This is a genomic window from Streptomyces sp. TN58, from assembly GCF_001941845.1.
Lineage (GTDB): Bacteria > Actinomycetota > Actinomycetes > Streptomycetales > Streptomycetaceae > Streptomyces.
In genome coordinates, this window is the sequence record NZ_CP018870.1 from 4,173,376 (window position 1) to 4,197,030 (window position 23,655).

Genomic DNA, 23,655 nt, shown 5'->3' on the forward strand with positions numbered 1-23,655 from the left:
CCATCATGGGCGATTTGTGGGGTCTGGGGGCGTATCTGTGAGGAGTGTGCACGGTTTTGCCCCCTTTGGTATTTGAACGGGTTCGGCGCGGCTTCGGTTCCGTGATGGGGCGCCGATGTCGCGTGACCCCGGTCACTTTGGTCGGACAAAGCGGACACAATCTTTGTGCACGCGTTCACAAAGGCATAGCCTGCTGTCGACGGGGCGGTCCTGGGACAAGAGGCCGCCTGCAGCCCCGCTCATCCCGCAGGAGCATCGTGGCAACTGGCCGAACTCACCGACCGGCGACCCGCAGCCGAGGTATTCCCGAGGCCACTGTCGCCCGGCTTCCGCTGTACTTGCGTGCCCTGACCGCGCTCTCCGAGCGATCGGTCCCCACGGTGTCCTCCGAGGAGCTCGCGGCCGCGGCCGGAGTCAACTCCGCCAAGCTGCGCAAGGACTTCTCGTACCTGGGTTCCTACGGCACCCGCGGCGTCGGCTACGACGTCGAATACCTCGTCTACCAGATCTCCCGCGAGCTCGGCCTGACCCAGGACTGGCCGGTAGTGATCGTCGGTATCGGTAACCTCGGCGCCGCCCTCGCCAACTACGGCGGCTTCTCCGCGCGCGGCTTCCGCGTGGCCGCGCTGATCGACGCCGACCCGGCCATGGCCGGCAAGCCGGTCGCCGGCATGGCCGTCCAGCACACCGACGACCTGGAGAAGATCATCGAGGAGAACGGCGTCTCCATCGGTGTCATCGCCACGCCGGCCGGCGCCGCCCAGCAGGTCAGCGAACGGCTGATCGCCGCCGGTGTCACCTCCATCCTGAACTTCGCCCCCACCGTGCTGTCCGTGCCCGACGGCGTCGACGTACGCAAGGTCGACCTCTCCATCGAGCTCCAGATCCTCGCCTTCCACGAGCAGCGCAAGGCCGGCGAGGAGGCCGCCGCGGCCGCCACCGAGCCCGGCTCCACCGCGGGCGGCGCGGCCCCCGCCGCGGCCGTCGTCCCGCCGGCCGGGCGCACCGCCGCCGAAGCGCGCAAGGGCGGCCCCGACGGAGACGTCCCGGCGGTGATGCCGGCATGAGCCTGCTCGTCGTCGGGCTGAGCCACCGCAGCGCACCCGTGAGCGTGCTGGAGCGCGCCTCGCTGTCGGCCGACGCCAAGACCAAGCTGCTGCACGACACCCTCGCCGCCGAACCGGCGACGGAGGCGACCGTGCTCGCCACGTGCAACCGCATCGAGCTGTACGCGGACGTGGACAAGTTCCACGCCGGCGTCGCCGAGCTGTCCACGCTGCTCGCCCAGCACAGCGGTGTCGCGCTGGAGGAGCTCACCCCCTACCTCTACGTGCACTACGAGGACCGGGCGGTGCACCACCTGTTCTCGGTGGCGTGCGGACTGGACTCGATGGTCGTCGGCGAGGGGCAGATCCTCGGCCAGATCAAGGACGCCCTCGCACTGGGCCAGGAACTGCACTCCGCCGGCCGGCTGATCAACGACCTGTTCCAGCAGGCGCTGCGGGTCGGCAAGCGGGCGCACTCCGAGACCGGCATCGACCGCGCCGGCCAGTCGCTGGTGACCTTCGGGCTGGAGCAGCTCGCGGTGCGCACCCCGGTCGCCGAGTGGGCCCACGGCAAGCGGGCCCTCGTCATCGGAGCCGGATCGATGTCCTCGCTGGCCGCGGCGACCCTCGCCCGGGTCGGCGTCGCCGAGGTCGTCGTGGCGAACCGCACCGCCCAGCGGGCGGAGCGACTCGCGGAAATTCTGGTTGCCTCAGGCACGGGTGTGCGGGCTTCGGCCATCCCGATGGCCGAGGTCGCCGACGAGCTGACCCGGGTCGACGTGGTCGTCTCCTGCACCGGGGCCACCGGGCTCGTACTGACCGCCGACGACGTGCTCGCCGCCGTCGCCTGGGACGCCGCCCCCGACCCCGCACCCCACCCGCCGGCCGGGCCGGAGCCGACCGCCGCCACTCCCGCGCCGGCGGGGCTGGACGCCGACGTGCTCGCCCGGCTGGTCGCCGCGGCAGCAGCCGGCGGCCGGATCGCGGACGCCGGGGCCGCGCGGACCATCACCGCCGCCCCGGAGGCCGACGGGTGCCCCGTGGGCCCCGACGGACGCTCCGCGCTGACCGGCGTCGACGCCAACTCCCTCGAACTGCACGGCACCTGGGCCGACCAGGGCGAGGCCGCCGCACAGCGGCAGCCCCGCAGGAGCGCCCGTACCCACACCGACGCGACCGCCGTCCGTCTCGCGCTGCTCGACCTGGCCATGCCCAGGGACATCGACGCGGCCGTGCACCGGATCCCCGGCGTCCGCCTCGTGGACATAGAGTCCCTCGCGGAAGCCTCCGCCGACGCCCCCATGGCGGCCGACGTCGACGCCGTACGCGGCATCGTCGCCCAGGAGGTCGCCGCCTTCGGCGCGGCGCAGCGGGCCGCCCACATCACGCCCACCGTCGTCGCCCTGCGGGCCATGGCGGCCGAGGTCGTGGCCATGGAAGTGGCCCGCCTCGACGGACGGCTCCCCGACCTCGACGAGCGACAGCGCGCCGAAGTCACCCAGACCGTGCGCCGCGTCGTGGACAAGCTCCTCCACGCGCCGACCGTGCGCGTCAAGCAGCTCGCCAGCGAGCCCGGCGGCGCCGGGTACGCCGAAGCGCTGCGTGAACTCTTCGACCTCGACCCTCAGACGGTTGCCTCCGTCAGCCGGGCGGACGCGGCCGATCCGAAGAACGACGACGACCCAGGACGGGCATCATGAACACACGTCCCGACCAGCCGCTGCGGCTCGGTACGCGGCGGAGCAAGCTGGCCATGTCCCAGTCGGGGCACGTCGCCGACGCGGTCCGGGCGATCACCGGCCGACCCGTCGAGCTCGTGGAGATCACGACCTACGGCGACGTCTCGCGCGAGCACCTCGCCCAGATCGGGGGCACCGGCGTCTTCGTCACCGCGCTGCGCGACGCGCTGCTGCGCGGCGAGGTCGACTTCGCCGTGCACTCGCTGAAGGACCTGCCGACCGCCCAGCCCGACGACCTTGTCATCGCGGCCATGCCGCGGCGCGAGGACGCCCGCGACGCCCTCGTCGCCCGCGACGGCCTGACCTTCGAGCAGCTGCCCGACGGCTCCCGCATCGGGACCGGCTCGCCGCGGCGCACCGCGCAGCTCAACCACCTGGCGCGCTCGCTCGGGAAGCGGATCGAGACCGTCCCGATCCGCGGCAACGTCGACACCCGCATCGGCTTCGTCCGCGACGGCGAACTCGACGCCGTCGTCCTCGCCGCCGCCGGCCTGAACCGGATCGGCCGCGGCGACGAGGCCACCGACCTGCTGTCCGTCGACAGCATCCTCCCCGCCCCCGGCCAGGGAGCCCTGGCCGTGGAGTGCCCCGCGTCCTCCACGGACCTCATCGCCGCGCTCGGCCGGCTCGACGACCCGCACACCCGGGCCGCCGTGACCGCGGAGCGTTCTCTGCTCGCCGCCCTGGAGGCCGGCTGCAGCGCACCCGTGGGCGCGTTCGCCGACCTGCTGGCCGACGGACGGAATGTCAATGAAATGCGCCTGCGCGGCGTCGTCGGAACCCTCGACGGCTCGACGCTGGTGCAGCTGTCCACCACCGGTCCCGTGCCCCAGTCGTACGACGAGGCCATGGCGCTCGGCCGCGAACTCGCGGACGAGATGCTGGCCAAGGGCGCGGCCGGTCTGATGGGGGAGCGATCGCTTTGAACCCCTCAATTCCGACCACCTCCGCTTTTCCGGCCGTCGCCGCCCACGGGCGGGTCACCTTCCTCGGCGCCGGCCCGGGCGACCCGGGTCTGCTGACGCTGCGCGCCGTCGAGGCGCTCGCCGCCGCGGACGTACTGATCGCGGAGCCCGAGGTGCTCGAAGTCGTACGGACGCATGCGCGCGCGGGTGTCGACACGCCGCAGCTGACGGTAGCTGACGAAATGTCAGCAGCCGCCGGGGTCCCGGTGATCCGGGACGCGGCCAATCTTGTCATGGAGGCCGCACGCTCCGGCAGGCGGGTCGTGCGTGCCGTCACGGGCGACCCCGGACTCGACGGCAACGCCGCCGAGGAGATGCTCGCCTGCGCGACGGAGGGGATCCCCTTCGAGGTGGTGCCCGGCGTCGCGACCGCCGTCGGCGTACCCGCGTACGCCGGTGTCCCGCTGCGCGACAAGCAGGGCGCGGACGTGCGGTTCGTCGACGCGAAGACCGCCTCGGCGCGCTGCTGGAGCGAGGCCGGCACCAGCGACGGCACCCTCGTCGTCTCCGCCACCCTGGAAACCGTCTCGGCCGCGGCCGCCGAGCTGGTGAGCGCCGGGCGCAAGCCCGACACCCCGCTCACCGTGACGGTCTCCGGCACGACGACGCGGCAGCGCACCTGGTGCGCGACCCTGGGCACCATCGCCCAGGTGTTCAAGCAGGGCAAGGTGCTGCCCTCGCCCGAGGGCGCCCGCCCCGTCATATGCGTGGTCGGCGAGCACGGCGCCGCCGCGCGCCGCGAGGACCTGTCCTGGTTCGAGTCGAAGCCGCTCTTCGGCTGGCGCGTCCTCGTACCGCGGACGAAGGAGCAGGCCGCCTCGCTCTCCGACCAGCTGCGTTCCTACGGCGCGGTGCCGCACGAGGTGCCGACCATCGCCGTGGAGCCGCCGCGCACCCCGCAGCAGATGGAGCGCGCGGTGAAGGGCCTGGTGACGGGCCGCTACGAGTGGATCGCCTTCACCTCGGTCAACGCCGTGAAGGCCGTCCGCGAGAAGTTCGAGGAGTACGGGCTCGACGCGCGCGCCTTCGCGGGCATCAAGGTCGCCGCGGTCGGCGAGCAGACCGCGGCCGCACTGGTGGACTTCGGCGTCAAGCCCGACCTCGTCCCGAGCGGCGAGCAGTCCGCGGCCGGGCTGCTCGACGACTGGCCGCCGTACGACCCGGTCTTCGACCCGATCGACCGCGTCTTCCTGCCGCGGGCCGACATCGCCACGGAGACGCTGGTCGCCGGGCTCATCGAGCTCGGGTGGGAGGTCGACGACGTCACCGCCTACCGGACCGTGCGCGCGTCGCCGCCGCCGGCGGACACGCGCGAGGCGATCAAGGGCGGCGGCTTCGACGCCGTTCTCTTCACGTCGTCCTCGACCGTCCGCAACCTGGTGGGCATCGCGGGCAAGCCGCACAACGTGACCGTCATCGCCTGTATCGGCCCGGCGACGGCCAAGACCGCCGAGGAGCACGGCCTGCGGGTCGACGTCCTCTCCCCGGAGCCGTCGGTGTCGAAGCTGGCGGAGGCCCTCGCCGAGTACGGCGCGGCCCGCCGCGAGGCGGCCAAGGCGGCCGGCGAGACCGTCTTCCGGCCGAGCGAGCGCCGCCCGGGCGCGCGCAGGCGTCGTACGACGTGAGCGGCTTAGGTGGCCGGACGCGGTCCGAAGCAGTGGTCGAGGGGCCCGGGTGCACACGCGCCCGGGCCCCTCGCGCGTAATCCCGTTGTGCGGGCGGTCCCGGCCCGGTGAGGATCACCGCCGGACGGTACGGGTGACGGGGTGACGGGGGAGCGGATGACGGACCGGGACGCACGGCTGGCGGCGGCGGTACGGGCGGGGGACCTCGCGGAGGTCCACGGTGTGCTGTGGGCGGGGGCGGACCCCGGCACGGCGGGGGAGGACGGTCTGCCCGTGCTGGGTACGGCGGTGACCGCACCCGGCCCGGGGATGGCCGAGGCGCTGCTCGGGGCCGGAGCCCCGCCGGACGCGACGGACGCGCAGGGCCTGCCCGTGCTGTACGCGGCCGTGGCCGCCGGGAACGTGGAAGTCGTCCGAGCCCTGCTGCGGGCCGGAGCCGCCCCGGACCCGGCGGACGGGAGCGGGCTCCCGGTGCTGTGCACGGCCGTCGCGGAGTTCGAGCACCGGATCGTCGAAGCCCTCGTGGAGGCCGGCGCCGACCCTGACCGGGTGCTCCCTGACGGCACGACCCCGCTGCTGCGGGCCGTCGAGGGCGGCTCCCCGGCCACGGTCACGGCGCTGCTGTGGGGGCAGTCTCTCCCGGCGACGGAACTGCCCCTGGCGCAGCCGGTGCGCGAGCGGCTGCTCGCCGCGGCCCGCCACTGGTACGAGACGGGCGCGGAGGCGGAACTGCGCCGCCGCACCGGCGCCACCGGCCCGGCGAAGACCTCGACCGTCGACGACGACTGGCACGAGGTCGAGCAGATCACGCTCGGCGGGCGGACCGTCCGCGCCGGACACGGCGCCGTCCTGACCACCCTGGAGGCGGCCTTCGGCGTCCCGACCCCGCTGACGGAACTGGTGGCCCGCGCCATCCGGCACCCGGACCCCCGCCATGTGGACTGGGCCGAGTCCAGCACCCTGCTGGGCAGACGCTCCGACGAAGAAGTCCGGGAACTGGTGACGTCCCTGCGGCACCATCCGTCCTCCGACCATCGGCGCTTCGCCGCCGACGTGCTGGCGTCCCGCCAGTACTTCCTGAACGGCACGGCCTACCCGCACCACGAGGACGACCGCGACTTCCTCGCCGCCTGGGCGGAGACGGAGACGGAAGCCGTGGTCCTCGCCGAGGTGCTCCGGGCCCTCACCGAGCACGCCGAGGAACACCCCCGACTGGAGGCCATCGGCCTCCGGCACGCCGGCCACCCCGATCCGCGGGTGCGCCGGACGGTGTCCGACTGCCTCTGGTGGCCCGACCGGCACCTGACGGTCGAGGCCGCTGCTGCGCTACGGGCCCTGACACACGATGCGGATGCCGAGGTGCGCTTCCAAGCCGCGCTGATCCTGGTCGGGGACGAACGCCAAGACCCGGACGGACCCCGGGCTGTCGTACGGGACCTGGTCCGCGACCCGCACAGCCCGATGCGCGGCGGAGCCGCCGAGGCCCTGGCCGACTCCGACGACGACACGGCCGACGCCACGGAGCTGCTGCTGTCTCTCCTGGACACCGACGACCGCATCCTGCGCCTGGTCGGAGCCTACGGCCTGGCCCGGCGGGACGACCCTCGCACCCCGGAGGCGTACGCGCGGGTGGAGGAACTCGGCCCGATCCACCTGCCCGACCACCGGGCGAACGCGCTCGAAGACTGGCTCGGACGCAATGAGGCGTTGCCCCACGGGGGGAACGGATGACGGAGGGGGACGCCGCATTGCGGCGGCGGTGTTCGCGTACGGGGTCGCCGGGGCACTGGTCGCGGCAGGCGCCGACCCGGACCAGCGACTGCCGGACGGCACGACCCCGCTCCTGCGGGCGATCGAGGCGTCCGAGGCTGCTTGCGCCACCGCTCGGGGCGCGGACCGCGCGCCGGAGATCACCGAGGCCCAGGACGTCCGGCTCAGCGCCGCCTACGGCCTGGCCCTGCGCGACGACCCGCGCACGGTGGAGGCGTACGCGCGCGTGGGCCGCCTGGACCGCCCGGAGTGCGAGCACGACCCCCGGGCGGACGGCCTGTGGCGCTGGAAGCTCAGGAACGAACCCAGCCCGTGAGCCCGGCCCAGGCGGCGGGGGCGAGGGTGAGGACGGGCCCGTCGGTGACCTTGGAATCCCGGACGTGGACCTGCTCGGCGGCGCAGGTGCAGGCGGCGACCTCGACGCAGGCCCCGCCCTCGTCACCGCTGTAGGAGGACTTCCGCCAGGCGAAGGCGGCCTCCAGGCAGGCCCCGCCCTCGTCGCTGCTGTAGCTGGACTTGAACCACTTCAGTGGGGTGCTCATGCCTCTCCTAGCAACCGGTCCAACAGGTCCTTCGTCTCGGCGAAGTTGAGGGCCTGTGACCGCAGCATCGCATACTTCTGGGAGAGGATGCTGACCTCGTTCGGGTCCCTGACGAGGAAGCTCCCGCGCTGGGTTTCCGAGTAGGCGAGGTGCTGGAACTCAGGTGTCTCCAGCACGATGAAGGGGCCTGCGAGGCCTGCGTGGGCGGTGAGCCCGAGGGGCAGCACCTGGAGGGAGAGGGCCGGGCGGTCGGCGCAGGCGCGCAGGTGCCGGAGCTGCTCCCGGTGGACCTCGTCCCCGCCGATCCGGTCCCGCAGGGCCGCCTCCCAGACCACGAAACTCAGGGTGGGCGGGACGGCGCGGCGCAGGATCTCCTGGCGCTTCATCCGGTGCGCGGTCTGCAGCTCTATCTTCTCCTCCCCGACGAAGGGGACGCGGCAGCCGAGGACGGCGCGGGCGTAGGCCTCGGTCTGGAGCAGCCCCGGAACGGTCAGGGTGTCGAACCACGACAGCGCCAGGGCCTCCGCCTCCCGCGCCATGTACTCCTCCGCCCAGGCCGGGACCATGTCCACCTCGGGGAGGCGGTTGGCCGCGACCGCCAGGAGGCCGGGCAGGGCGAGGGCGCGGTCCATCTTCTCGGCGACGTTGGGCATCAAGGTGCGCCTGCCCTGCTCGATGGAGGCGATGGTCTCGACGTCCATGTGCAGCGCCTCCGCGAAGGCGCGTTGGGTCAGTCCTCTGGCGATGCGTGCGGAGGCGACCTGAGCGCCGACCATCTTCATCGCCGTCTCGTTGGGCCGTGGCCTCTTGCGTGGTGGCATGTCCCTTGAACTCCCCGCCGTTGTGCGAGAGATACCCGTGCCGACTCGTACTCATCAAGGAGTACGAGTGGCGCGACTCCTCCACGCTAGTCACGCAGGGCGACGATCGGCGGGTGAATGTGGAAATCCAACCGGCTTTGCTGCGCGAGCGGTTCTATCCCCGCAGCCGCCAGACTGTGCGTCCTGCCAGGGAGTTCGCGGCAGAGACATTGCACGCGTGGGGTGTCACATGCCGCCACGACGAGGTGTTGCTCTGCGTGAGCGAGCTGGCGACCAACGCCCTGCTGCACGGCGTCCCGCCCGGCCGCGGCTACCGGCTGCGGATGCTGAGGTTCGAGGGGGTCGTACGGGTCGAGGTGCACGACAGCGGCGGCGGCCGGCCGCGCATCGGGCGCGGGAACCGGAGCGCCGAGGGCGGTCGCGGGTTGCTGCTGGTGGCGGCGGTCGCGGACCGGTGGGGGACCATGCCGCGCGTGCCGGGCAAGGTGGTGTGGTGCGAGTTCGCCGTCGGGGCGGACGGGGAGGTCGGGGAGGGAGGTGAGGGCAGGGCGGTCGGCGCGGGCGGGCCGCCGGACGGGCTCTAGGCTTGGTGCGACTGCTGTCGAAGCTCGAAGAGGCGACTGAAGATGAGCGCGTACGGATCCTTCCCCGGTTCGCGGCCCCGCCGGCTGCGCACCACCCCGGCGATGCGGCGGATGGTCGCGGAGTACCGGCTGCACCCCTCGGACCTGATCCTCCCGGCCTTCGTGCGCGAGGGCATCAGCGAACCCCTCGCCATCTCGGCGATGCCGGGCGTGGTCCAGCACACCAGGGACACGCTGCGGAAGGCGGCCGTGGAGGCGGTCGAGGCGGGCGTCGCGGGGATCATGCTCTTCGGCGTCCCGGCGGACGAGAACAAGGACGCGCTCGGTACGGCGGGCACCGAGCCGGACGGCATCCTGCAGGTCGCGATCCGCGACGTGAAGGCCGAGGTCGGCGACGACCTGGTGATCATGTCGGACCTGTGCCTCGACGAGTACACCGACCACGGCCACTGCGGCGTCCTCGACGACAACGGCCGCGTCGACAACGACGCGACGCTGGAGCGCTACGCCGAGATGGCGCAGGTCCAAGCGGACGCGGGCGTCCACGTGGTCGGCCCGAGCGGAATGATGGACGGGCAGGTCGGCGTCATCCGCGACGCCCTCGACGAGACCGGGCACGAGGACGTCTCGATCCTCGCCTACACGGCGAAGTACTCCTCCGCCTTCTACGGCCCCTTCCGCGAGGCCGTCGCCTCCTCCCTCCAGGGCGACCGCAAGACGTACCAGCAGGACCCGGCGAACGCCCGCGAGTCCCTGCGGGAGCTGGCCCTCGACCTGGAGGAGGGCGCCGACATGGTGATGGTCAAGCCGGCCGGCCCCTACCTCGACATCCTCCACCGGGTCGCGGAAGCCGTGGACGTACCGGTGGCGGCGTACCAGATCAGCGGCGAGTTCGCGATGATCGAGGCGGCGGCGGAGAAGGGCTGGATCGAGCGCGACCGCGCCATCCTGGAGACCCTGCTCGGCATCAAGCGCGCGGGCGCGGACACGATCCTCACCTACTGGGCGACCGAGGTCGCGGGCTGGCTGCGCGAGACCCGCTGACGCTCCCTTCGCCCTACGGCCAGTCGACGAGGCCGTGGAAGACGGCGAAGTCGAGGACGACGGCGGCCGGGGCGGCCACGGCCAGACACACCCTGGCGGCGGCATTGCCCCGCCGCCAGGGCAGCGCCCACGCGGAGAGCAGCACGACCAGGACCACCACCAGGCCGAACCCGAACACGGGGAAGGCGAGGTTGTAGGAGGCGTCGAACCGGTCACTCACCTCGTCCCCGCAGGAGTCGCAGGCCATCGGAGCCAGCCCGACGAAGAAGAACGCGACGGCCGCCATCGGCAGCGTCAGCAGGGTGGAGACGAGCGGCGCGACGAACGCGCGCGGGTGCCGGTGTCCGGGGTCGGGGTCATGGCTCCAGTGAACTCGGCGACGCACGCCTGAACATGAGTGCCCGTACTCAGGCGCGCGGCTGCGCGGTCTGTGAACCTCATAGGCATACGTGCGCACTTGGCACGTCGATACCGAGAGGTTCTGTATGCAGGCTGAGCACCTGTCCGCCGTCGACCAGGTGTCCTGGGAAGCCACTATCCGGCACCTGTACGAGGACGCGTTCACGTTCAGTGCGACCGGCCCGCGCGCGCACGAGGACTGGCGGGCCGACGTGCTCGCCGTCATGGCGCGCGCCGTCCCCGACCCGCGTGGCTGGGCGGGGCTCGATGACACAGCGAACGAGCGCTCTCAGGAACACCCGGACTTCCCGTTCTGCCGGCCGGCCGTCAGGGACGATCCGTCCCGCCCGCTCACCCCGGCCGACATCGGGGAACGGTTGCACGAGATCAACCGTGCGAGTGCCGAAAACCTCCTGTTGGCGCTCACCGACGGCGGCTGCACCCTGCGGAACCTCGAACGGTTCACCGAGAGCTTTGACGAGCTGCAGGACATGGCCCGCACCATCCTCGCCCGCTACGGGGACACGTGCACGTGCTACACCAACGTAACGGTCGGCGCGCGCAAGGACGACACGCTGGACTTTGGGGCGTCCCACTGGGGCTACACCCCGATGACCTTCTACTGGGAGGACGCCGGCCTGGTCGTCGTCTCCGACACAGAGGTCGGGTTGTTCTGGACCTTCGCCTGCTGAGCCGAAAGGAGAAATCCATGCAGACACGATCCACCGATGCCGCCACCTGGGAAGCAGCGCTGATACGGCTCCTGGAGGAGGTCTACACCTTCGCTTGGAGCGGGCCTCGGTTGCACGAGGACTGGGCCGAGGACGTCTGCGCCGTCATGGAGCGGTCGGTCGCCGACCCACGGGGGTGGGCCGTCCTGGAAACGCACACGCACAAGGTGGGACGGGAGAGCGGCTATCCCTCTTATCCATTCCATGCGCTGACTGTCGAGGAATTGCGGGCCGGGCTCCGGCCGATCACGGCCGGCGCCGCCGTCGAGCTGCTCGCCTCGCTTGCGCAGGAATGGTTCTTCGAGAGCAACCCGGTCCGGTTGAGGGAAGACCGGGACATGGTGCTCTCGGACGCCCGGACCCTGCTGGACCGCTTCGGCCCGGACGCGGCGTTCTGGACGTCTTCAGATCTGGCCCGTACCTGCGACGCGCCCGACTTCCTGGCACGGGAGCTCGAAGGCGGCCACATTTTCACCGACTACATGATGGATCTCGGCCTGGTCGCGGTGTCCGCGGACGAGGTCGGCGTCTTCTGGTCGTTCAACGCGCTGTGAGCGTGGGGCGGTGAATCGGCCGCTACGCGCTCCTCGACGACCGCGTCTGCCTCTCATCTGAGCTGACAGGGGCAGACCGGGCGGGCGGAAGGCTGATTCATCGGCCGGTTCGGAAGGCGCGGGCGAGCCGGCCGGAAGCCTGAGTAGCACGGCTTCCCGTGAGACCGGGTCGGCCACACCCAGATCCCCGGCTTGCAGCAAGAACCCTTCGAGCGTCGACGTGTCAAGTACGCATGTGGGCCTGTGAGGTTCACGCCGTCTCTGGCCGACACGCCTGAGTACGCGCACTCAGGCGTGCAGTTCGACAATATGCGAACCTCTAGGCAGTACGTACGAATTCGGCACGGCAGTGCCGGCGAGGGGTGGACATGCAGGACAGCGATCTGAGGGTTTCGGAGGACGGCCTCACCCGGCTCGCTGACGACCTGGACAAGATGCAAGGCCATCTGGAACGGCAGATCCGCGACATGGACCGGGTGGTCGACAGCATCGCGGCCGGCTGGCAGGGTCCCACGGCTACGGCCTACCGCTCCTTGCATCGGGGGGCGGCAGAGGACGCCGTGCGGATCCGGCAGGTGCTCGCCCTCCTCGAAGAGGCCACCCGGGCCGCTCGTGACGGCTTCACAGCCCAGGAACTGGAGATCCTGGCCGCGTTCAAGCAAGTGCAGAGCCAGGAGGACGTGGCGGCGTCCGCCGAGGAATTGACCGTGCCCGACCAGGCTCCAGCGGCTCCGCAGAGCCGTCTGCAGGACATCTGAGAGCAGCGAGGAACAGCACCACCATGTCGGACGACGACCGTATAACCGTCGATTTCGCCACCCTGCAGCGCCTTTCCGGCGACCTGGAGGAGATCCTCAAGAACCTCAACGAGAAGCTCGACCTGCTCTATGAGCGCACCAAGAAGGCCGTTCTGAGCTGGGACGGTGAAGCCCGGCAGGCCTTCATCGACGAGCTCGACAAATGGGATCGCTCGGCCCAGGACCTCAAGGCCGCGCAGGCCTGGCTCCACGAGGTCGTGGTCAAGGGACACCTCAACTACGCGGCGGCGAACAAATCCGTGCTCCAGGGCTGGGGAGGCGGTGCCTGATGGCCGGCCCCACCCCGGGCCCCACCCCGGCGCAGCCGCCTGCCGGAGGCGGCAACATCGACGTCAAGCCGTCGAGCTTGTGGACCGTCTCCGGCCGGGTCGCCGGTCAGCAGGACCCCATGATGCGAGGTGGGAACACACTCGTGCAGGAGCTGCAGAAGTACCCGGACGCCGGTGGGGCGGGCACCAGCGCCGAGAAGTTCGCGCAGGCCTACAAGAAGATAGGCAACCGCTGGCTGGAGGTGTTGGGCAAGAGCGTGGTCAGCATCGGGGGTGTCGCCGTCGGCTTCACGGAGACCGCCAACGCCTACACCAAGGCCGATGCGGCGGCCCACCCCAAGCCCGGGAAGGCCGCGGAGCAGCGCCCCCTGCCCACGGTCATCGACAAGGACCCCAAGTTCGCCAGCGTCCCCGACATCAAGTGGGGTGATGACGACGGCGGAGACGACCTGATCCGCGGCGCGATGGAGGGCATACCGGAGATCGTCCGGGATGTTCTGCAGCCCGCCGCGAAGAACATCTTCCGCGTCGGCAAAGTGGCGGACGTCCACCCCTTCCCGCAGCAGCACTACCTCAACTCGCACTGCCACAGCTGGATGAACGCCTCGACCGTCCCGGGCAACACGGCGGCCGAGCTGACGAGCATCATCGGCACCATCACCAACCACGGCCGGGCCGACTGGGAAGCCGCCATGCGGACGTTCTGCAGTGCGCTGTGGGGCGCGACGGCCTGGGGGCAGTCCGGTCCGTCCCGGCACGGCTACCAGTGGGCGCACACCACCGGCCCGCACGGGGCACAGGTGGCCACGGGCAGTCAGCCGGTGATGGCCGTCCTGGCCGACGTGGCGATCAAGATCAGCGACTGTCTGCGCGAGTATGCGGAAGCCGCCGTCGAGCTGAACCACGACATCTCCGAAGAGCTCAAGCGAGCCATGAAGAAGGCCGCCATGAGCATCATCGACGACCTGGAGAAGGCCAAGGAGAAGCCCAGTCTCAAGACCATCGCCGGCGCCGTCACCAGCGTGGCCAGCGGGGCGGGTGGCGCCGTCGGGCTCCTGCTGAAGTTCGACGTCAACACGGTCCTGAACCTGGACAAGGCCAAGCTCAACCGGATCGTGGACGAGTACACCGGCATCGTGGACGGCCTCACCACGCGCATGGAGGCGCTCCAGAAGGTCCTGGACGAAGCGCACATGAGTGCCCCGAAGTTCGAGGCCGGCGTAGCCCGCGCCCACGGCTTCGGCGCCCGGTCCCTGGAGGACTTCAAGAGCACCTCGCAGACCTGGCTGAAGATCGACTCGGCCACCGGCAAGTACGTGTTGGACTTGGCGGCCAACGAATACATGGCCGACGGCCACACGCTGGACAAGCACGTGGGGAAGACGGACGAGCAGCTGGCGCAGCGCCTGCGCGACCAGCAGGATCCACCTACGAACGCCTGGCCTCACGGGAAACCGACGATGAGAGCCTCCTCGGCCTTCCCGAACTATCAACGGGCACAAGAGCTCACCCAGTACAACCTCAACCACAACGCTGCAGCGATCGATGCGTGGATCAAGGGTCCGCCGCCACCGCCCCAAAATGACGTGAGGACCTTCACGGCTACGGCGCCCAACGGCGAGATCAGCGGCCGCAGCGTGAGTAAGCAGCCGACCGACCCGACCGAACCGCTGTCGGGTTACAAGCAGGGTGGCCTACTTGCCAGGGCCGAGGAAGTGACAGGTATCGACACGAGGATCAGGTACGACAGCAACCGAAATCCTCCCTTCACCGTCATGACGTCCATGCCCAGCAAGTGAGAAAGGCTCTTCGAATATGTCCATCGACCAGGCGTCCTGGGAAGCGGCGGTACGGCACCTCTATGAGGACGCGTTCTCGTTCAGTGCCACCGGTCCGCGTCAGCACGATGACTGGCAGGTTGACGTGCTCGCCGTCATGCAGCGCGCCGTTCCCGACCCGCGTGGCTGGGCCGGGCTCGACGACACCGCGAACAAGCGCTCTCAGGAGCACCCCGACTTCCCGTTCTGCCGTCCGTCTTTCAGGGACGATCCGTCCCGCCCCCTCACCCCAGCCGATGTCAGGGAACGTTTGTACGGGATCGACCGTGCGAGCGCCGAGAACCTCCTCCTCGCACTCACCGACGACGGCTGCACCCTGCGGAACCTCGCAAGGTTCACCGAGAGCTTCGACGAGCTGCAGAACATGGCGCGCACCATCCTCGCTCGCTACGGGGACACGTCCACCTGCTACACCAACGTCAGCCATATCGGACGCATCGGCACGCTGGACTTCACGGCCGCGACCAGCCACGGCTGGTCGCCGATGACCTTCTACGGGGAGGATTCCGGCCTGGTCGTCGTATCCGAGGCCGAGGTCGGTCTGTTCTGGACATTCGGTGACTACTGAGCGCGCCTTCTGGTCGTTCAACGCGAATTGAGACAATGATCCGATGCTGACCCGATCCGCCACCTACCCCGACCGGGAGACCGCACAGTGGGCCACCCAGCAGGTGGTGACCGCCAATGAGCAGGTCATCCACCGCTGGCTCGCCCAGGGAACGCGGGCCCGACTCACCATCGAGGCCGCCTGGCCGTCCCGTGAGGAGCCCGTCGGCCGGGTGCAGTTGGAGGCCATGCTCCTTGCCGGACAGGGGCCCGTCGACGTCCGCGCCGCCCGCGTCGTCCTGCGTCGCGAGCCGGACAGCCCGTACGGATTCGTCGTCCAGACCACCGTCCCGTTCTACCTGTAGAGGCAACCGACCGTGCCCATGAAGCCCCTCGAACACGACCGGCGCTACGGCGAGCTCGATCAGGTGATGCGTGCCTACCTCGGCCAGCAGGGGGAGGACACGGCCGAGCGTCGCAGCCCTGCGCTGGACGCCTATCTGCGCCACACCTGGCACACCCGCCCCTGGGCGATCGCGGAGGCGGAGCGCCAGCTGCGCGAGTACAGCCGGAATCCTCCGGGGCGCCTGCGGATCGACCTCGGCGAGTTCTACGCCGTCCCCGACGTCGGGATTCCGCAGGCCGCGATCGGCGACTGGCTGCTCGTGCTCGCCGACCACCTCAAGCAGAGCGTCGAGGACGGCGAGGTGCCCCCGCCGGCGATCCCGCAGACGCACTGGGAGTGGCACGCGCGGTTCCCGGAGGCCGCCCAGCTGCTGGGCGGCTGGTTCTCGCAGGACATCGTCGACGAGTTCCCCGACCACGAGGCTGCGGTCGCGGACTACGCCGCCACCACCGACCCGCAGCTCGTCGCCCGTCTTGTCGGTGAGCTCCACGAGCTGATCGCCCTCCCGCTGGACGAGGGCGACTACGCCCTGGCCGCGGCGGAACTCGGCATGGAGGTCAACCCGCCCGAGCCGTTCTCGTACGGGGCGTGGTTCCAGTCGGTGGCGACCAGCCTGGCCGGCGGCTGACCAGCCCGAAGAACCGCCGTACGCGGCTTCGATGCTGCCCGGCCGTGCCGCCGGCCTGCCGATTTCGCCTGCCCCCCGTACCGCCGGCCCGGTGTGGTTCCGGTCGCGGGCGTCGGGGCGTAGGCGCACTCTGGAGGGAACGGGTGACCCCTGGAGGTGATGCACCATGGCCACGCTCGTCGGGTGGCATGTGGAGCTCGAATTCACCGAGGAGGGCCACCGCACCAGTGCGGCGGCCCTGGTAAGGCTCGGGGACGGCTCCGAGATCAGGGCGCGGGGCTACGCCTTGCGTCACCCCTCCGACCCGGAACAGATGAGGGTCGGGGAAGAGATCGCGGGTGCTCGTGCGCTCATGGATCTCGCGCAGCAGATGTTGCAGAAGGCCCACTCGGAGATCGACGAGGCGACGGGCCGTCATTCATATCCGCTCAACCGCTGAGCGGCGGGCGGACCACCGGCCCGCTGAGGGGCTCCTGCCGGAGCCGCTCAGCGGGTCCTGCCGCGGAACAGGACGCCGGCCAGGGTGACGGCCGCGGCGGTGATGCCGGCGCACCAGGCCAGCGCCGTCCAGGGGGTGCTTCCGGCGGGCTGCGCGAGGAGCAGTGCGCGCAGGGACTCGATCACCGGGGTCAGCGGCTGGTTCTCGGCGAAGCCGTGCAGCCAGCTCGGCATGGTGTCGATCGGGACGAAGGCGCTGGACGGGTACGGCAGGAACATCATCAGGAAGGTGAAGCCGCCCGCCGCCTCCGGCGTCTTCGCGAGCAGCCCGAGCGCGGCGGCCAGCCAGGAGATCGCCGTGATGTACGCCAGCAGCAGGCCGGCGGCGGCCAGGAAGGCGGCCGGTCCGGTCTGGGGCCGGAAGCCGATGGCGAGGGCTACGGCGAGGACGAGGGTGGTGGAGAGCAGGTTGCGCAGGACGGAGGCGGCGACGTGCCCCGCCAGGATGGGGATGCCGCCGATGTCGAGGGTGCGGAAGCGGTCGATGACACCGGTCCGCATGTCGTCGGCGACGCTGACGGCGGTGGAGGCCGCGCCGAAGCCCGCGCAGAGCAGCATGGCGCCGGGGACCACGTACGTCACGTACTCCGTGCCGGTGTCGATGGCCCCGCCGAAGAAGTAGACGAAGATCAGCATCAGCATGACGGGCAGCATCAGCGCGGCGATCAGGGCGTCCGGGCTGCGGCGGCTGATGCGCAGGCTGCGGCCGGCGAGGGCGAGGGCGCTCACGGGGGTGGCGGCGGTCATCGGTCGGCTCCCGTCAGGGTGAGGAACACGTCGTCGAGGGTGGCGGTGCGGACGGCGAAGCGGTCCACGGTGGTGCGGTCGGGGTCGAGTTCGTCGAGCAGGGCGCGGACGTGGCCGGCGCTCCCGTCGGTGGCGACGCCGAGCGTGAGCTCGTCCGGGGCGAGGTGGACGGCGCGCGGGGCCAGGGCGTCGTAGGCGGCCTGTGTGGTGAGGGTGAGGTCCAGCCGGTGGCCGGCGACGCGCGCCTTGAGCTCGGCGGGCGTCCCCTCGGCGGCGATCCGTCCGTCGGCGAGGACGACGACGCGATCGGCGAGCCGGTCCGCCTCCTCCAGGTACTGCGTGGTGAGCAGCACGGTCGTGCCGTCGGCGCGCAGCTCCCGTACGAGTTCCCACAGGTCCTGGCGGCTGCGCGGGTCGAGGCCGGTGGTCGGCTCGTCGAGGAAGATCACCTCGGGTCGGGAGACGAGGCTCGCGGCGAGGTCGAGGCGGCGTCGCATGCCGCCCGAGTACGTCTTGGCCGTGCGCGCGGCGGCGTCGGCGAGTCCGAAGCGGGCGAGGAGCTCGTCGGCTCGAACGCGGGCGGCGCGCGGGGTGAGCCCGCTGAGCCGGCCCATCATGCGGAGCGTTTCGGCGCCGGTCTGGAGTTCGTCGACGGCCGCGAACTGTCCGGTGAGGCTGATGCGTTCGCGGACGCGCGCCTGTGCGGTGGCGGTGTCGTGGCCGGCGACGCGGGCGGTGCCGGCGTCGGGCGCGGTGAGGGTGGCGAGGATCCGGACGGTGGTGGTCTTCCCGGCGCCGTTGGGGCCGAGGAGGGCGAGGACGCTGCCGCGGGGGACGGCGAGGTCGATGCCGTCGAGGACGCGGACGTCGCCGTAGGACTTGGTCAGACCGGTGGCCTGGATTCCGAGGGTGTCGGCGCCGGTGGCGCGGGGGCCAGGTGCGCCGGTGACGCGTCCTGAGGCGTGCGTGGTCATGAGGGATGTGCTCCCTTCTCCCTCTTCTGCGTATGCCTTACGCTCTTCTGTGTAAGTAATACACAGAACTAGGATGGGGGTCAATCGAGGAGTGGGCGGTCATGGCGGAAGAGGACGACGAAGGCGCCGAGAACGGCGGTACCGGGCTTCCGGCCAGCCTGGAAATGGCCTGGGGCCTGCGCGAACGCCCCGGCAAGGGGCCGCGCCCCACGCTCACGCTGCCGCGCATCGTGGAGACGGCCGTGACACTGGCCGCCCGTGAGGGCATCGACGCCGTCTCCATGGGGCGGGTGGCCAAGGAGCTGGGCGTCTCGACGATGTCCCTCTACCGGTACGTCACGGCCAAGGAGGAGCTCTACATCCTCATGTCGGACGCGGGCGTCGGCGCCCCGCCGGCGCTGCCGCCGGAGGCGGCGGGGTGGGGCTGGCGCGAGCTGCTGACGCAGTGGGCGTACGCGCAGCGGGCCGTCCTGATGGCCAACCCCTGGATTCTGCGTATCCCGATCACCGGGGCGCCGGTCAGCCCGAACCAGCTGGCCTGGATGGAACGCGGGCTCGCGGCGCTGGCGGGCACCGGCATGAGCGAGGGCGAGAAGATCTCGACGATCATCCTCATCGGCGGCCTGGTCCGCAACGAGGCGACGATGGCCGCCGACATGATGGACGCCATCATCAAGTCGGGAGTCTCACCGGACCAGGTCCTGGGCCAGTACGTACGCACGCTGCGGCTGATGACCGCCCCGGACACCCACCCGGCGGTGACGCGACTGCTGGAGTCGGACGCCTTCACGGGCTCCGACGAACCGGACTTCCAGTTCGGCTTCGGCCTCGGCCGCATCCTGGACGGCCTGGCGGCCCTGGTCGCGGGTCGGGAAGGGGCGGGGGAGGGCTGAGGGGGAGGGGGGAGGGCTTAGGGGGCGGGGCTTCGGGAGGTGGGGCGGTGGCTTCGAGGGGGCGGGAGCCACCCCGGGCGGTGTCGGTGAGGTTCTGGGGGTTTCCCGTCAGTCCCATCGTCTCTCCGCGTCGGGCCGGCCCGTCAAGGGCGCTCCCGTTGGTCGCGTCGCTATGCGAGGGCCTTCGGCCCCCCTTGACCGACCGTCCCGCCACGGAAATCCGAAAGACTGCCGGGAAGCCCCCAGAGGAACGGGCCGGCCATCCAGAGACACCCAAGGCGGTCGGCGCCGCGCACCCGGAGCCAGGAGCGCCCCAAATCGCTACGCGCTCCCGAAGGATGGCGCCTGCGAGTCCCTGGGGCTGGGCATAAGCCGCCCCAGATCGCTACGCGCTCCTCGATCACGCGTCCGCAAGCCTCTTGGGCTGGACATAGGCCGCCAGCGATCGCTACGCGCTCCTCGTCGACCGCGTCCGACCCGCCGAGTGTGTGCGGCTGCCCTGGCACGGGTGGACTTCGCCTCGGGCGTCACCCCCTCAGACGGGCGGCAGCAGGTCGCTTTCGCTGACGGTGTAGGTGAGGGAGGGGTACAGGAAGTCGGTTTCGTGGTTCTCTCGGCGCCGAAGCCGGTAGAACTCGCGGCTCTGATCCTCGTCGGCCAGCGTGAGGCGCCCGCCCTGGGGGAGATGTGCGTGTCCGTCGTGGAAGCGAACGAGGGTCTTCGACGTACGGAACGTCACGCCCAGCCATTCGTTCTCCGCCGCCGGAGCATCCAGCACGATCTTGTGCTTGAGCCGCCGGTTCGAGGCCACGGAAAAGACGACCACGCTGTGGTGGCTGAGGGGCAAGTCGAATGTGGCGTCGGACTCCTTGGATTCGAAGACCAGCTTCCTTGGCGGGCCGGCTTCGGGGTGCCGGTAGCAGGAGAAGACGGCGATGAAGGAATCGTCGGCCAGATCCAGGGCCTGGTCGGAATGGCTGCCCATGGTTCGGTAGGCGTTTGTGTAGCTCTCGATGAGAGCATTGTTGAAACCGACCGGGAGGGCCGCACGCTCTTGGATCTGTTGCGCCAGCCATTCGTGCACCGGGCTGAAACGCTGGGTCGGATTGCTGTACCGAGTGGTGGTGCGTACGAGGGGCGTACCGTGCTCGTCGGCCCTCGTGAGCGTGCCACCTCGGCGGCCCTTTCCCACGTCCTCCCAAGGGGCCGACTCGGACAGTTCCGCAAAGAGGTTCCGCTCGAATGAGAGGGCGTACGAGCTGACCTCGTCCGTAATCCTAGGCGCGGGGGGCAACATAGTCTCCCGAGTTCATGCTGAAGAGGAACTTGTCGCCGTAGTCGATGAAGGACGCAGTCCTGTTCTCCTCGGCGTACAGCCTGCGCAGCTCGTCCATGCCCTCCGGCGTCGGCGGCCCCAGTTCCACCAGATCGTCAGCCTTCTTGACAAATGTCCGGCCGTCCTTGTGGACGGCTTCGGTGCTCGAACAGCGCACCACGTATCCCAGCCGCGTCGGGAGCGCCTCGGCGTTCAGGGTCGAGGGTCGGATCTCGTGCGTATACAGGCGGTTGGTGGAGAGCGGCATGAAGAATACAGAGCCGGGATAGAGGGTCAGCGTGAACGAGGAGGGCAAAGCGCCCGCATCGTCCTTGAGGCGGAAGTGGAGTCTGGTCAGCCCGCTGGTGCGCTTCAGGCCGTAGTCGAAAACATCGTCCGCCATGGGCTGCAGTTTGTCGAGCCCGTCATAGAAGGTGCAGAAGGCCATGATGCCGTTATCGGGCATGTCTTTGGTCTTGTCGGCATGGGCCGATATCTTGGCCTTGGACTGTTTGCGCTCAGCCGTGGCGAGCGTGTTGTGGTAAACCTGCGCGAGAACGTGATTCAGCGGCGCATGGTTCCGGAAAGCGGAAGCCGCCTCACGGTTCAGAGCGTCGACGATTTCCGTGTCCGTCGCACGAAATCCCTCGGTCGGCCCCGACAGATTCGTCGAGCACCGGAGCAGACGGAAATGCAGCGCGTCCCCGTCCTGCGTGACGGGAGTCAGATAGATTCCGCTGCGACGGGCCGTGCCGGGCTTGGTGGACTCCGTCAGTGACTGGAAGGCGTGCTCCGCCTGGATCCGTCCGAAGTGATCTGCGTCAAGGTCGAAGAAGCGGCGGTAGTACACGCCGACGCCGTGCACCCGGACAGGAACCCGGCCGCCTTCGACGACCGTCCAGGGCTGGTCCGGCCCGTAACCACGAGACAGCTCCCGGATGACGAACACCCTGGCAGCTGAACGAAGCCGTCCGCCGTCGACCCCTGACACATCGCCACACATGTAGACGGTCCTGTCCGCGATGTCCGCCGAGGCGAACTCCGCAGGCGTGATCGTGGTCCCGAAGAAGTCCCTGATCAGGTCGTGGTCCCACAGCGTCGAAGGCGCAACCAATATGTTGCTCGCATCGTCGATGCGGGCTTCTGTCGGGTACATCAACGGCACCTGTCCTTCGCAGAGATGGATGTGTCCTCGAACATCGTCTCTCAACCAGCCCCGGACGGGCCGCAGTCGCGTGATCGAGGAGCGCGTAGCGATCTGGGGCGGCCTATGTCCAGCCACAGGGGTCCGCTGACGCCGTCCTTCAGGAGCGCGTAGCGATTTGGGGCGTACCCGGCTCCCGCTGCGCGGCGCCGACCTGCCCGAGGGATGTCTCGATGGCCGGCCCGTTCCTCTGGGGGCTTCCCGGCAGTCTTTCGGATTTCCGTGGCGGGACGGTCGGTCAAGGGGGGCCGAAGGCCCTCGCATAGCGACGCGACCGGAGGGAGCGCCCTTGACGGGCCGGCCCGACGCGGAGAGACGATGGGACTGACGGGAAACCCCCAGAACCTCACTGATCCTGGTCAGGAGCATCCCGCCCCCGTGCCGCCGCTGCGGGTCGAGGCACGCCTCCGCTGTCTGCCGCCCCTGGCCGGGGCCTATCGAGCGAGCCAGCCCGTCAGTGCCGCCCAGCTCGCCGGGGCGAGGGCCAGCACCGGACCGTCCTGGACCTTCGAGTCCCTGACGTGCACGGTGTCCGGGCCGGTGGCCACCTCAAGGCAGGCGCCGCCTTCGCTGCCGCTGTACGAGGACTTGCGCCAGCTCAAGGCGACCTCAAGGCAGGCGTCGCCATCGCCGCCGCTGTAGCTGGACTTGAACCACTTCAGTGCGGTCGTGGCACTCATGTCTCTCCTGCCAGGCGGTCCAACAGGCCACATGTCTGCTCGGTGTTGAGGGCCTGAGTCCGCAGCATCGCATACTTGCGCGCCAGGATGCTGACCTCATCTGGGTCCGAGGTGAGGTGGCTGCCGCGTTGGGTTTCGGTGTACCCGTGGTGCTGATGGTTCGGAGTTTCCAGGAGGATGAACGGGCCGTCGAGAGCGGCGTGAGAGGTCCGTCCCAGCGGCAGTACCTGGAGGCTCACGTCTGGCAGGCCCGCGCAGGCGCGGAGGTGGCGCAGCTGCTCCGCGTACACCTCGTCACCGCCGAGCCGGTCGCGGAGTACGGCCGCCCACACCACGAAGCTCAGTGTCGGCGGGGTGCTGCGGCGAAGGATCTGCTGGCGGGCGAGGCGGCGGGTGGTCAGGGCCTCGATCTCCGCCTCCGGGTGGGCGGGGACGCGGCACCGGAAGACGGCCCGGGCGTAGGTCTCCGTCTGGAGAAGGCCTGGTACCACCTGGTTGTCGAACCAGGAGAGCGTGATCGCACGGTGCTCAAGGTCCATGTACTCCTCCGCCCACGGCGGGGTTGCGTCGATCACCGGCATGCCGTTGGCTGCCAGCGTCAACAACCCCGGCAACCCCAGGTGCTGGTCCATCAGCTCGGCGACGTTCGGCATCAGGGCGCGCCGCCCTTGCTCGATCGACGCGATCGTCTCCGCGTCCAGGCGGACCAGTTCGCCCAGTTGTCGCTGGGTCAGGTTCTTGGCGATGCGGCCGGCGGCCACCTGCGAGCCGACCATCTTCATGGTCGTCGCGTTCGGCCGTACTCGTTTCCTCGGTGGCATGACTGCGAACTCCCCGCCTGTACACGTGGGCTACCCCGTGCGGACCCGTACTCATCTCGTCGGGGCGCTCGCCGACGACTGGGGTGTGGTGGGCAGGTCGCCCGGAAAGATCGTCTGGTGTGAGTTCCGGCTCGGATGCGGAGGCTTCGCCGGGGCCGGCCGGGAGGTGTGACTTCGGCGGGCCCTGGCACAGAGCCC

28 protein-coding genes are annotated in these 23,655 nt (G+C 70.4%); 19 read left to right on the plus strand and 9 right to left on the minus strand.

Features of this window, described 5'->3' with window-relative positions; genetic code table 11:
- Positions 1-257: 257 nt before the first annotated feature.
- From BSL84_RS18945 to BSL84_RS18970, 6 genes are all read left to right on the plus strand, one after another.
- The gene (locus BSL84_RS18945; RefSeq protein WP_045323615.1) at positions 258-1,067 is read left to right on the plus strand and encodes a redox-sensing transcriptional repressor Rex; all 810 of its coding nucleotides are present in this window, start codon (positions 258-260) and stop codon (positions 1,065-1,067) included.
- Positions 1,064-2,746, plus strand: coding sequence for a glutamyl-tRNA reductase (locus BSL84_RS18950; RefSeq protein WP_075970795.1), 1,683 nt, complete (start codon positions 1,064-1,066; stop codon positions 2,744-2,746). Before BSL84_RS18945 ends, BSL84_RS18950 begins: the two co-directional genes overlap by 4 nt.
- On the plus strand, positions 2,743-3,711 hold the full coding sequence (gene hemC / locus BSL84_RS18955; RefSeq protein ID WP_045323613.1) for a hydroxymethylbilane synthase: 969 nt from the start codon (positions 2,743-2,745) through the stop codon (positions 3,709-3,711). The genes BSL84_RS18950 and hemC overlap by 4 nt, the downstream gene beginning before the upstream one ends.
- A complete protein-coding gene (locus BSL84_RS18960) occupies positions 3,708-5,375 on the plus strand; it encodes a uroporphyrinogen-III synthase (RefSeq protein WP_045323612.1) in 1,668 nt (555 codons plus the stop codon). The genes hemC and BSL84_RS18960 overlap by 4 nt, the downstream gene beginning before the upstream one ends.
- 156 nt (positions 5,376-5,531) lie before the next feature.
- Positions 5,532-7,106, plus strand: a complete 1,575-nt coding sequence (locus BSL84_RS18965) for an ankyrin repeat domain-containing protein (protein ID WP_107484819.1) — start codon at positions 5,532-5,534, stop codon at positions 7,104-7,106.
- A gap of 28 nt (positions 7,107-7,134) precedes the next feature.
- Positions 7,135-7,461: a hypothetical protein gene (locus BSL84_RS18970; protein WP_075970796.1), complete on the plus strand. Its 327-nt coding sequence runs from the start codon at positions 7,135-7,137 to the stop codon at positions 7,459-7,461.
- Here the strand turns inward: BSL84_RS18970 and BSL84_RS18975 are convergent.
- Together BSL84_RS18975 and BSL84_RS18980 are read right to left on the minus strand one after the other, a co-directional pair.
- A complete protein-coding gene (locus tag BSL84_RS18975; RefSeq protein WP_030027038.1) occupies positions 7,439-7,687 on the minus strand; it encodes a DUF397 domain-containing protein in 249 nt (82 codons plus the stop codon). The genes BSL84_RS18970 and BSL84_RS18975 overlap by 23 nt on opposite strands.
- Complete coding sequence (locus tag BSL84_RS18980; RefSeq protein WP_030027037.1) at positions 7,684-8,508, minus strand: helix-turn-helix domain-containing protein; 825 nt, start codon at positions 8,506-8,508, stop codon at positions 7,684-7,686. Before BSL84_RS18980 ends, BSL84_RS18975 begins: the two co-directional genes overlap by 4 nt.
- Positions 8,509-8,684: 176 nt before the next feature.
- Between BSL84_RS18980 and BSL84_RS18985 the strand changes: the two genes are divergently transcribed.
- Positions 8,685-9,092, plus strand: coding sequence for an ATP-binding protein (locus tag BSL84_RS18985; protein ID WP_107484916.1), 408 nt, complete (start codon positions 8,685-8,687; stop codon positions 9,090-9,092).
- Positions 9,093-9,134: 42 nt separating this feature from the next.
- The gene (gene hemB, locus BSL84_RS18990) at positions 9,135-10,136 is read left to right on the plus strand and encodes a porphobilinogen synthase (protein ID WP_030027035.1); all 1,002 of its coding nucleotides are present in this window, start codon (positions 9,135-9,137) and stop codon (positions 10,134-10,136) included.
- Between the two features lie 13 nt (positions 10,137-10,149).
- Here the strand turns inward: hemB and BSL84_RS18995 are convergent, their stop codons facing one another.
- Positions 10,150-10,521 (minus strand): hypothetical protein, encoded by a 372-nt coding sequence (locus BSL84_RS18995; protein WP_045323608.1) that lies wholly within the window; start codon positions 10,519-10,521, stop codon positions 10,150-10,152.
- A 100-nt stretch (positions 10,522-10,621) separates the two neighbouring features.
- Between BSL84_RS18995 and BSL84_RS19000 the strand changes: the two genes are divergently transcribed.
- The 9 genes from BSL84_RS19000 to BSL84_RS19040 all read left to right on the plus strand — a co-directional run bounded on the left by BSL84_RS19000 (position 10,622) and on the right by BSL84_RS19040 (position 16,764).
- A complete protein-coding gene (locus BSL84_RS19000) occupies positions 10,622-11,227 on the plus strand; it encodes a hypothetical protein (protein WP_075970797.1) in 606 nt (201 codons plus the stop codon).
- A gap of 17 nt (positions 11,228-11,244) precedes the next feature.
- On the plus strand, positions 11,245-11,820 hold the full coding sequence (locus tag BSL84_RS19005) for a hypothetical protein (protein ID WP_075970798.1): 576 nt from the start codon (positions 11,245-11,247) through the stop codon (positions 11,818-11,820).
- 368 nt (positions 11,821-12,188) lie between these two features.
- Positions 12,189-12,578 (plus strand): WXG100 family type VII secretion target, encoded by a 390-nt coding sequence (locus BSL84_RS19010; RefSeq protein ID WP_030027031.1) that lies wholly within the window; start codon positions 12,189-12,191, stop codon positions 12,576-12,578.
- 23 nt (positions 12,579-12,601) lie between these two features.
- Complete coding sequence (locus tag BSL84_RS19015; protein WP_030027030.1) at positions 12,602-12,907, plus strand: WXG100 family type VII secretion target; 306 nt, start codon at positions 12,602-12,604, stop codon at positions 12,905-12,907.
- Positions 12,907-14,706, plus strand: coding sequence for an RNase A-like domain-containing protein (locus tag BSL84_RS19020; protein ID WP_075970799.1), 1,800 nt, complete (start codon positions 12,907-12,909; stop codon positions 14,704-14,706). The genes BSL84_RS19015 and BSL84_RS19020 overlap by 1 nt, the downstream gene beginning before the upstream one ends.
- Positions 14,707-14,722: 16 nt before the next feature.
- A complete protein-coding gene (locus BSL84_RS19025) occupies positions 14,723-15,313 on the plus strand; it encodes a hypothetical protein (protein ID WP_030027026.1) in 591 nt (196 codons plus the stop codon).
- A 43-nt stretch (positions 15,314-15,356) separates the two neighbouring features.
- The gene (locus BSL84_RS19030; protein ID WP_037918680.1) at positions 15,357-15,656 is read left to right on the plus strand and encodes an RNase A-like domain-containing protein; all 300 of its coding nucleotides are present in this window, start codon (positions 15,357-15,359) and stop codon (positions 15,654-15,656) included.
- Positions 15,657-15,668: 12 nt separating this feature from the next.
- Complete coding sequence (locus BSL84_RS19035) at positions 15,669-16,325, plus strand: contact-dependent growth inhibition system immunity protein (RefSeq protein ID WP_030851864.1); 657 nt, start codon at positions 15,669-15,671, stop codon at positions 16,323-16,325.
- 166 nt (positions 16,326-16,491) lie between these two features.
- Positions 16,492-16,764 (plus strand): DUF1876 domain-containing protein, encoded by a 273-nt coding sequence (locus tag BSL84_RS19040; RefSeq protein WP_030027023.1) that lies wholly within the window; start codon positions 16,492-16,494, stop codon positions 16,762-16,764.
- 47 nt (positions 16,765-16,811) lie between these two features.
- Here the strand turns inward: BSL84_RS19040 and BSL84_RS19045 are convergent, their stop codons facing one another.
- Together BSL84_RS19045 and BSL84_RS19050 are read right to left on the minus strand one after the other, a co-directional pair.
- Positions 16,812-17,570, minus strand: coding sequence for an ABC transporter permease (locus BSL84_RS19045; RefSeq protein ID WP_045324392.1), 759 nt, complete (start codon positions 17,568-17,570; stop codon positions 16,812-16,814).
- Positions 17,567-18,544 (minus strand): ABC transporter ATP-binding protein, encoded by a 978-nt coding sequence (locus BSL84_RS19050; protein WP_075970800.1) that lies wholly within the window; start codon positions 18,542-18,544, stop codon positions 17,567-17,569. The genes BSL84_RS19045 and BSL84_RS19050 overlap by 4 nt, the downstream gene beginning before the upstream one ends.
- A 101-nt stretch (positions 18,545-18,645) precedes the next feature.
- On the opposite strand from BSL84_RS19050, the gene BSL84_RS19055 reads away from it, so the two are divergent.
- Positions 18,646-19,437, plus strand: coding sequence for a TetR/AcrR family transcriptional regulator (locus BSL84_RS19055; RefSeq protein WP_075970801.1), 792 nt, complete (start codon positions 18,646-18,648; stop codon positions 19,435-19,437).
- A 535-nt stretch (positions 19,438-19,972) separates the two neighbouring features.
- Here the strand turns inward: BSL84_RS19055 and BSL84_RS19060 are convergent.
- The 4 genes from BSL84_RS19060 to BSL84_RS19075 all read right to left on the minus strand — a co-directional run bounded on the left by BSL84_RS19060 (position 19,973) and on the right by BSL84_RS19075 (position 23,457).
- Complete coding sequence (locus tag BSL84_RS19060; RefSeq protein ID WP_075970802.1) at positions 19,973-20,734, minus strand: alpha-ketoglutarate-dependent dioxygenase AlkB; 762 nt, start codon at positions 20,732-20,734, stop codon at positions 19,973-19,975.
- Positions 20,715-21,908, minus strand: a complete 1,194-nt coding sequence (locus BSL84_RS19065) for a hypothetical protein (RefSeq protein ID WP_075970803.1) — start codon at positions 21,906-21,908, stop codon at positions 20,715-20,717. Before BSL84_RS19065 ends, BSL84_RS19060 begins: the two co-directional genes overlap by 20 nt.
- Positions 21,909-22,390: 482 nt before the next feature.
- On the minus strand, positions 22,391-22,636 hold the full coding sequence (locus tag BSL84_RS19070) for a DUF397 domain-containing protein (RefSeq protein WP_075970804.1): 246 nt from the start codon (positions 22,634-22,636) through the stop codon (positions 22,391-22,393).
- A complete protein-coding gene (locus BSL84_RS19075; protein WP_075970805.1) occupies positions 22,633-23,457 on the minus strand; it encodes a helix-turn-helix domain-containing protein in 825 nt (274 codons plus the stop codon). Before BSL84_RS19075 ends, BSL84_RS19070 begins: the two co-directional genes overlap by 4 nt.
- On the opposite strand from BSL84_RS19075, the gene BSL84_RS35545 reads away from it, so the two are divergent.
- Positions 23,456-23,629, plus strand: coding sequence for a hypothetical protein (locus BSL84_RS35545; protein ID WP_420718784.1), 174 nt, complete (start codon positions 23,456-23,458; stop codon positions 23,627-23,629). The genes BSL84_RS19075 and BSL84_RS35545 overlap by 2 nt on opposite strands.
- Positions 23,630-23,655: the final 26 nt, after the last annotated feature.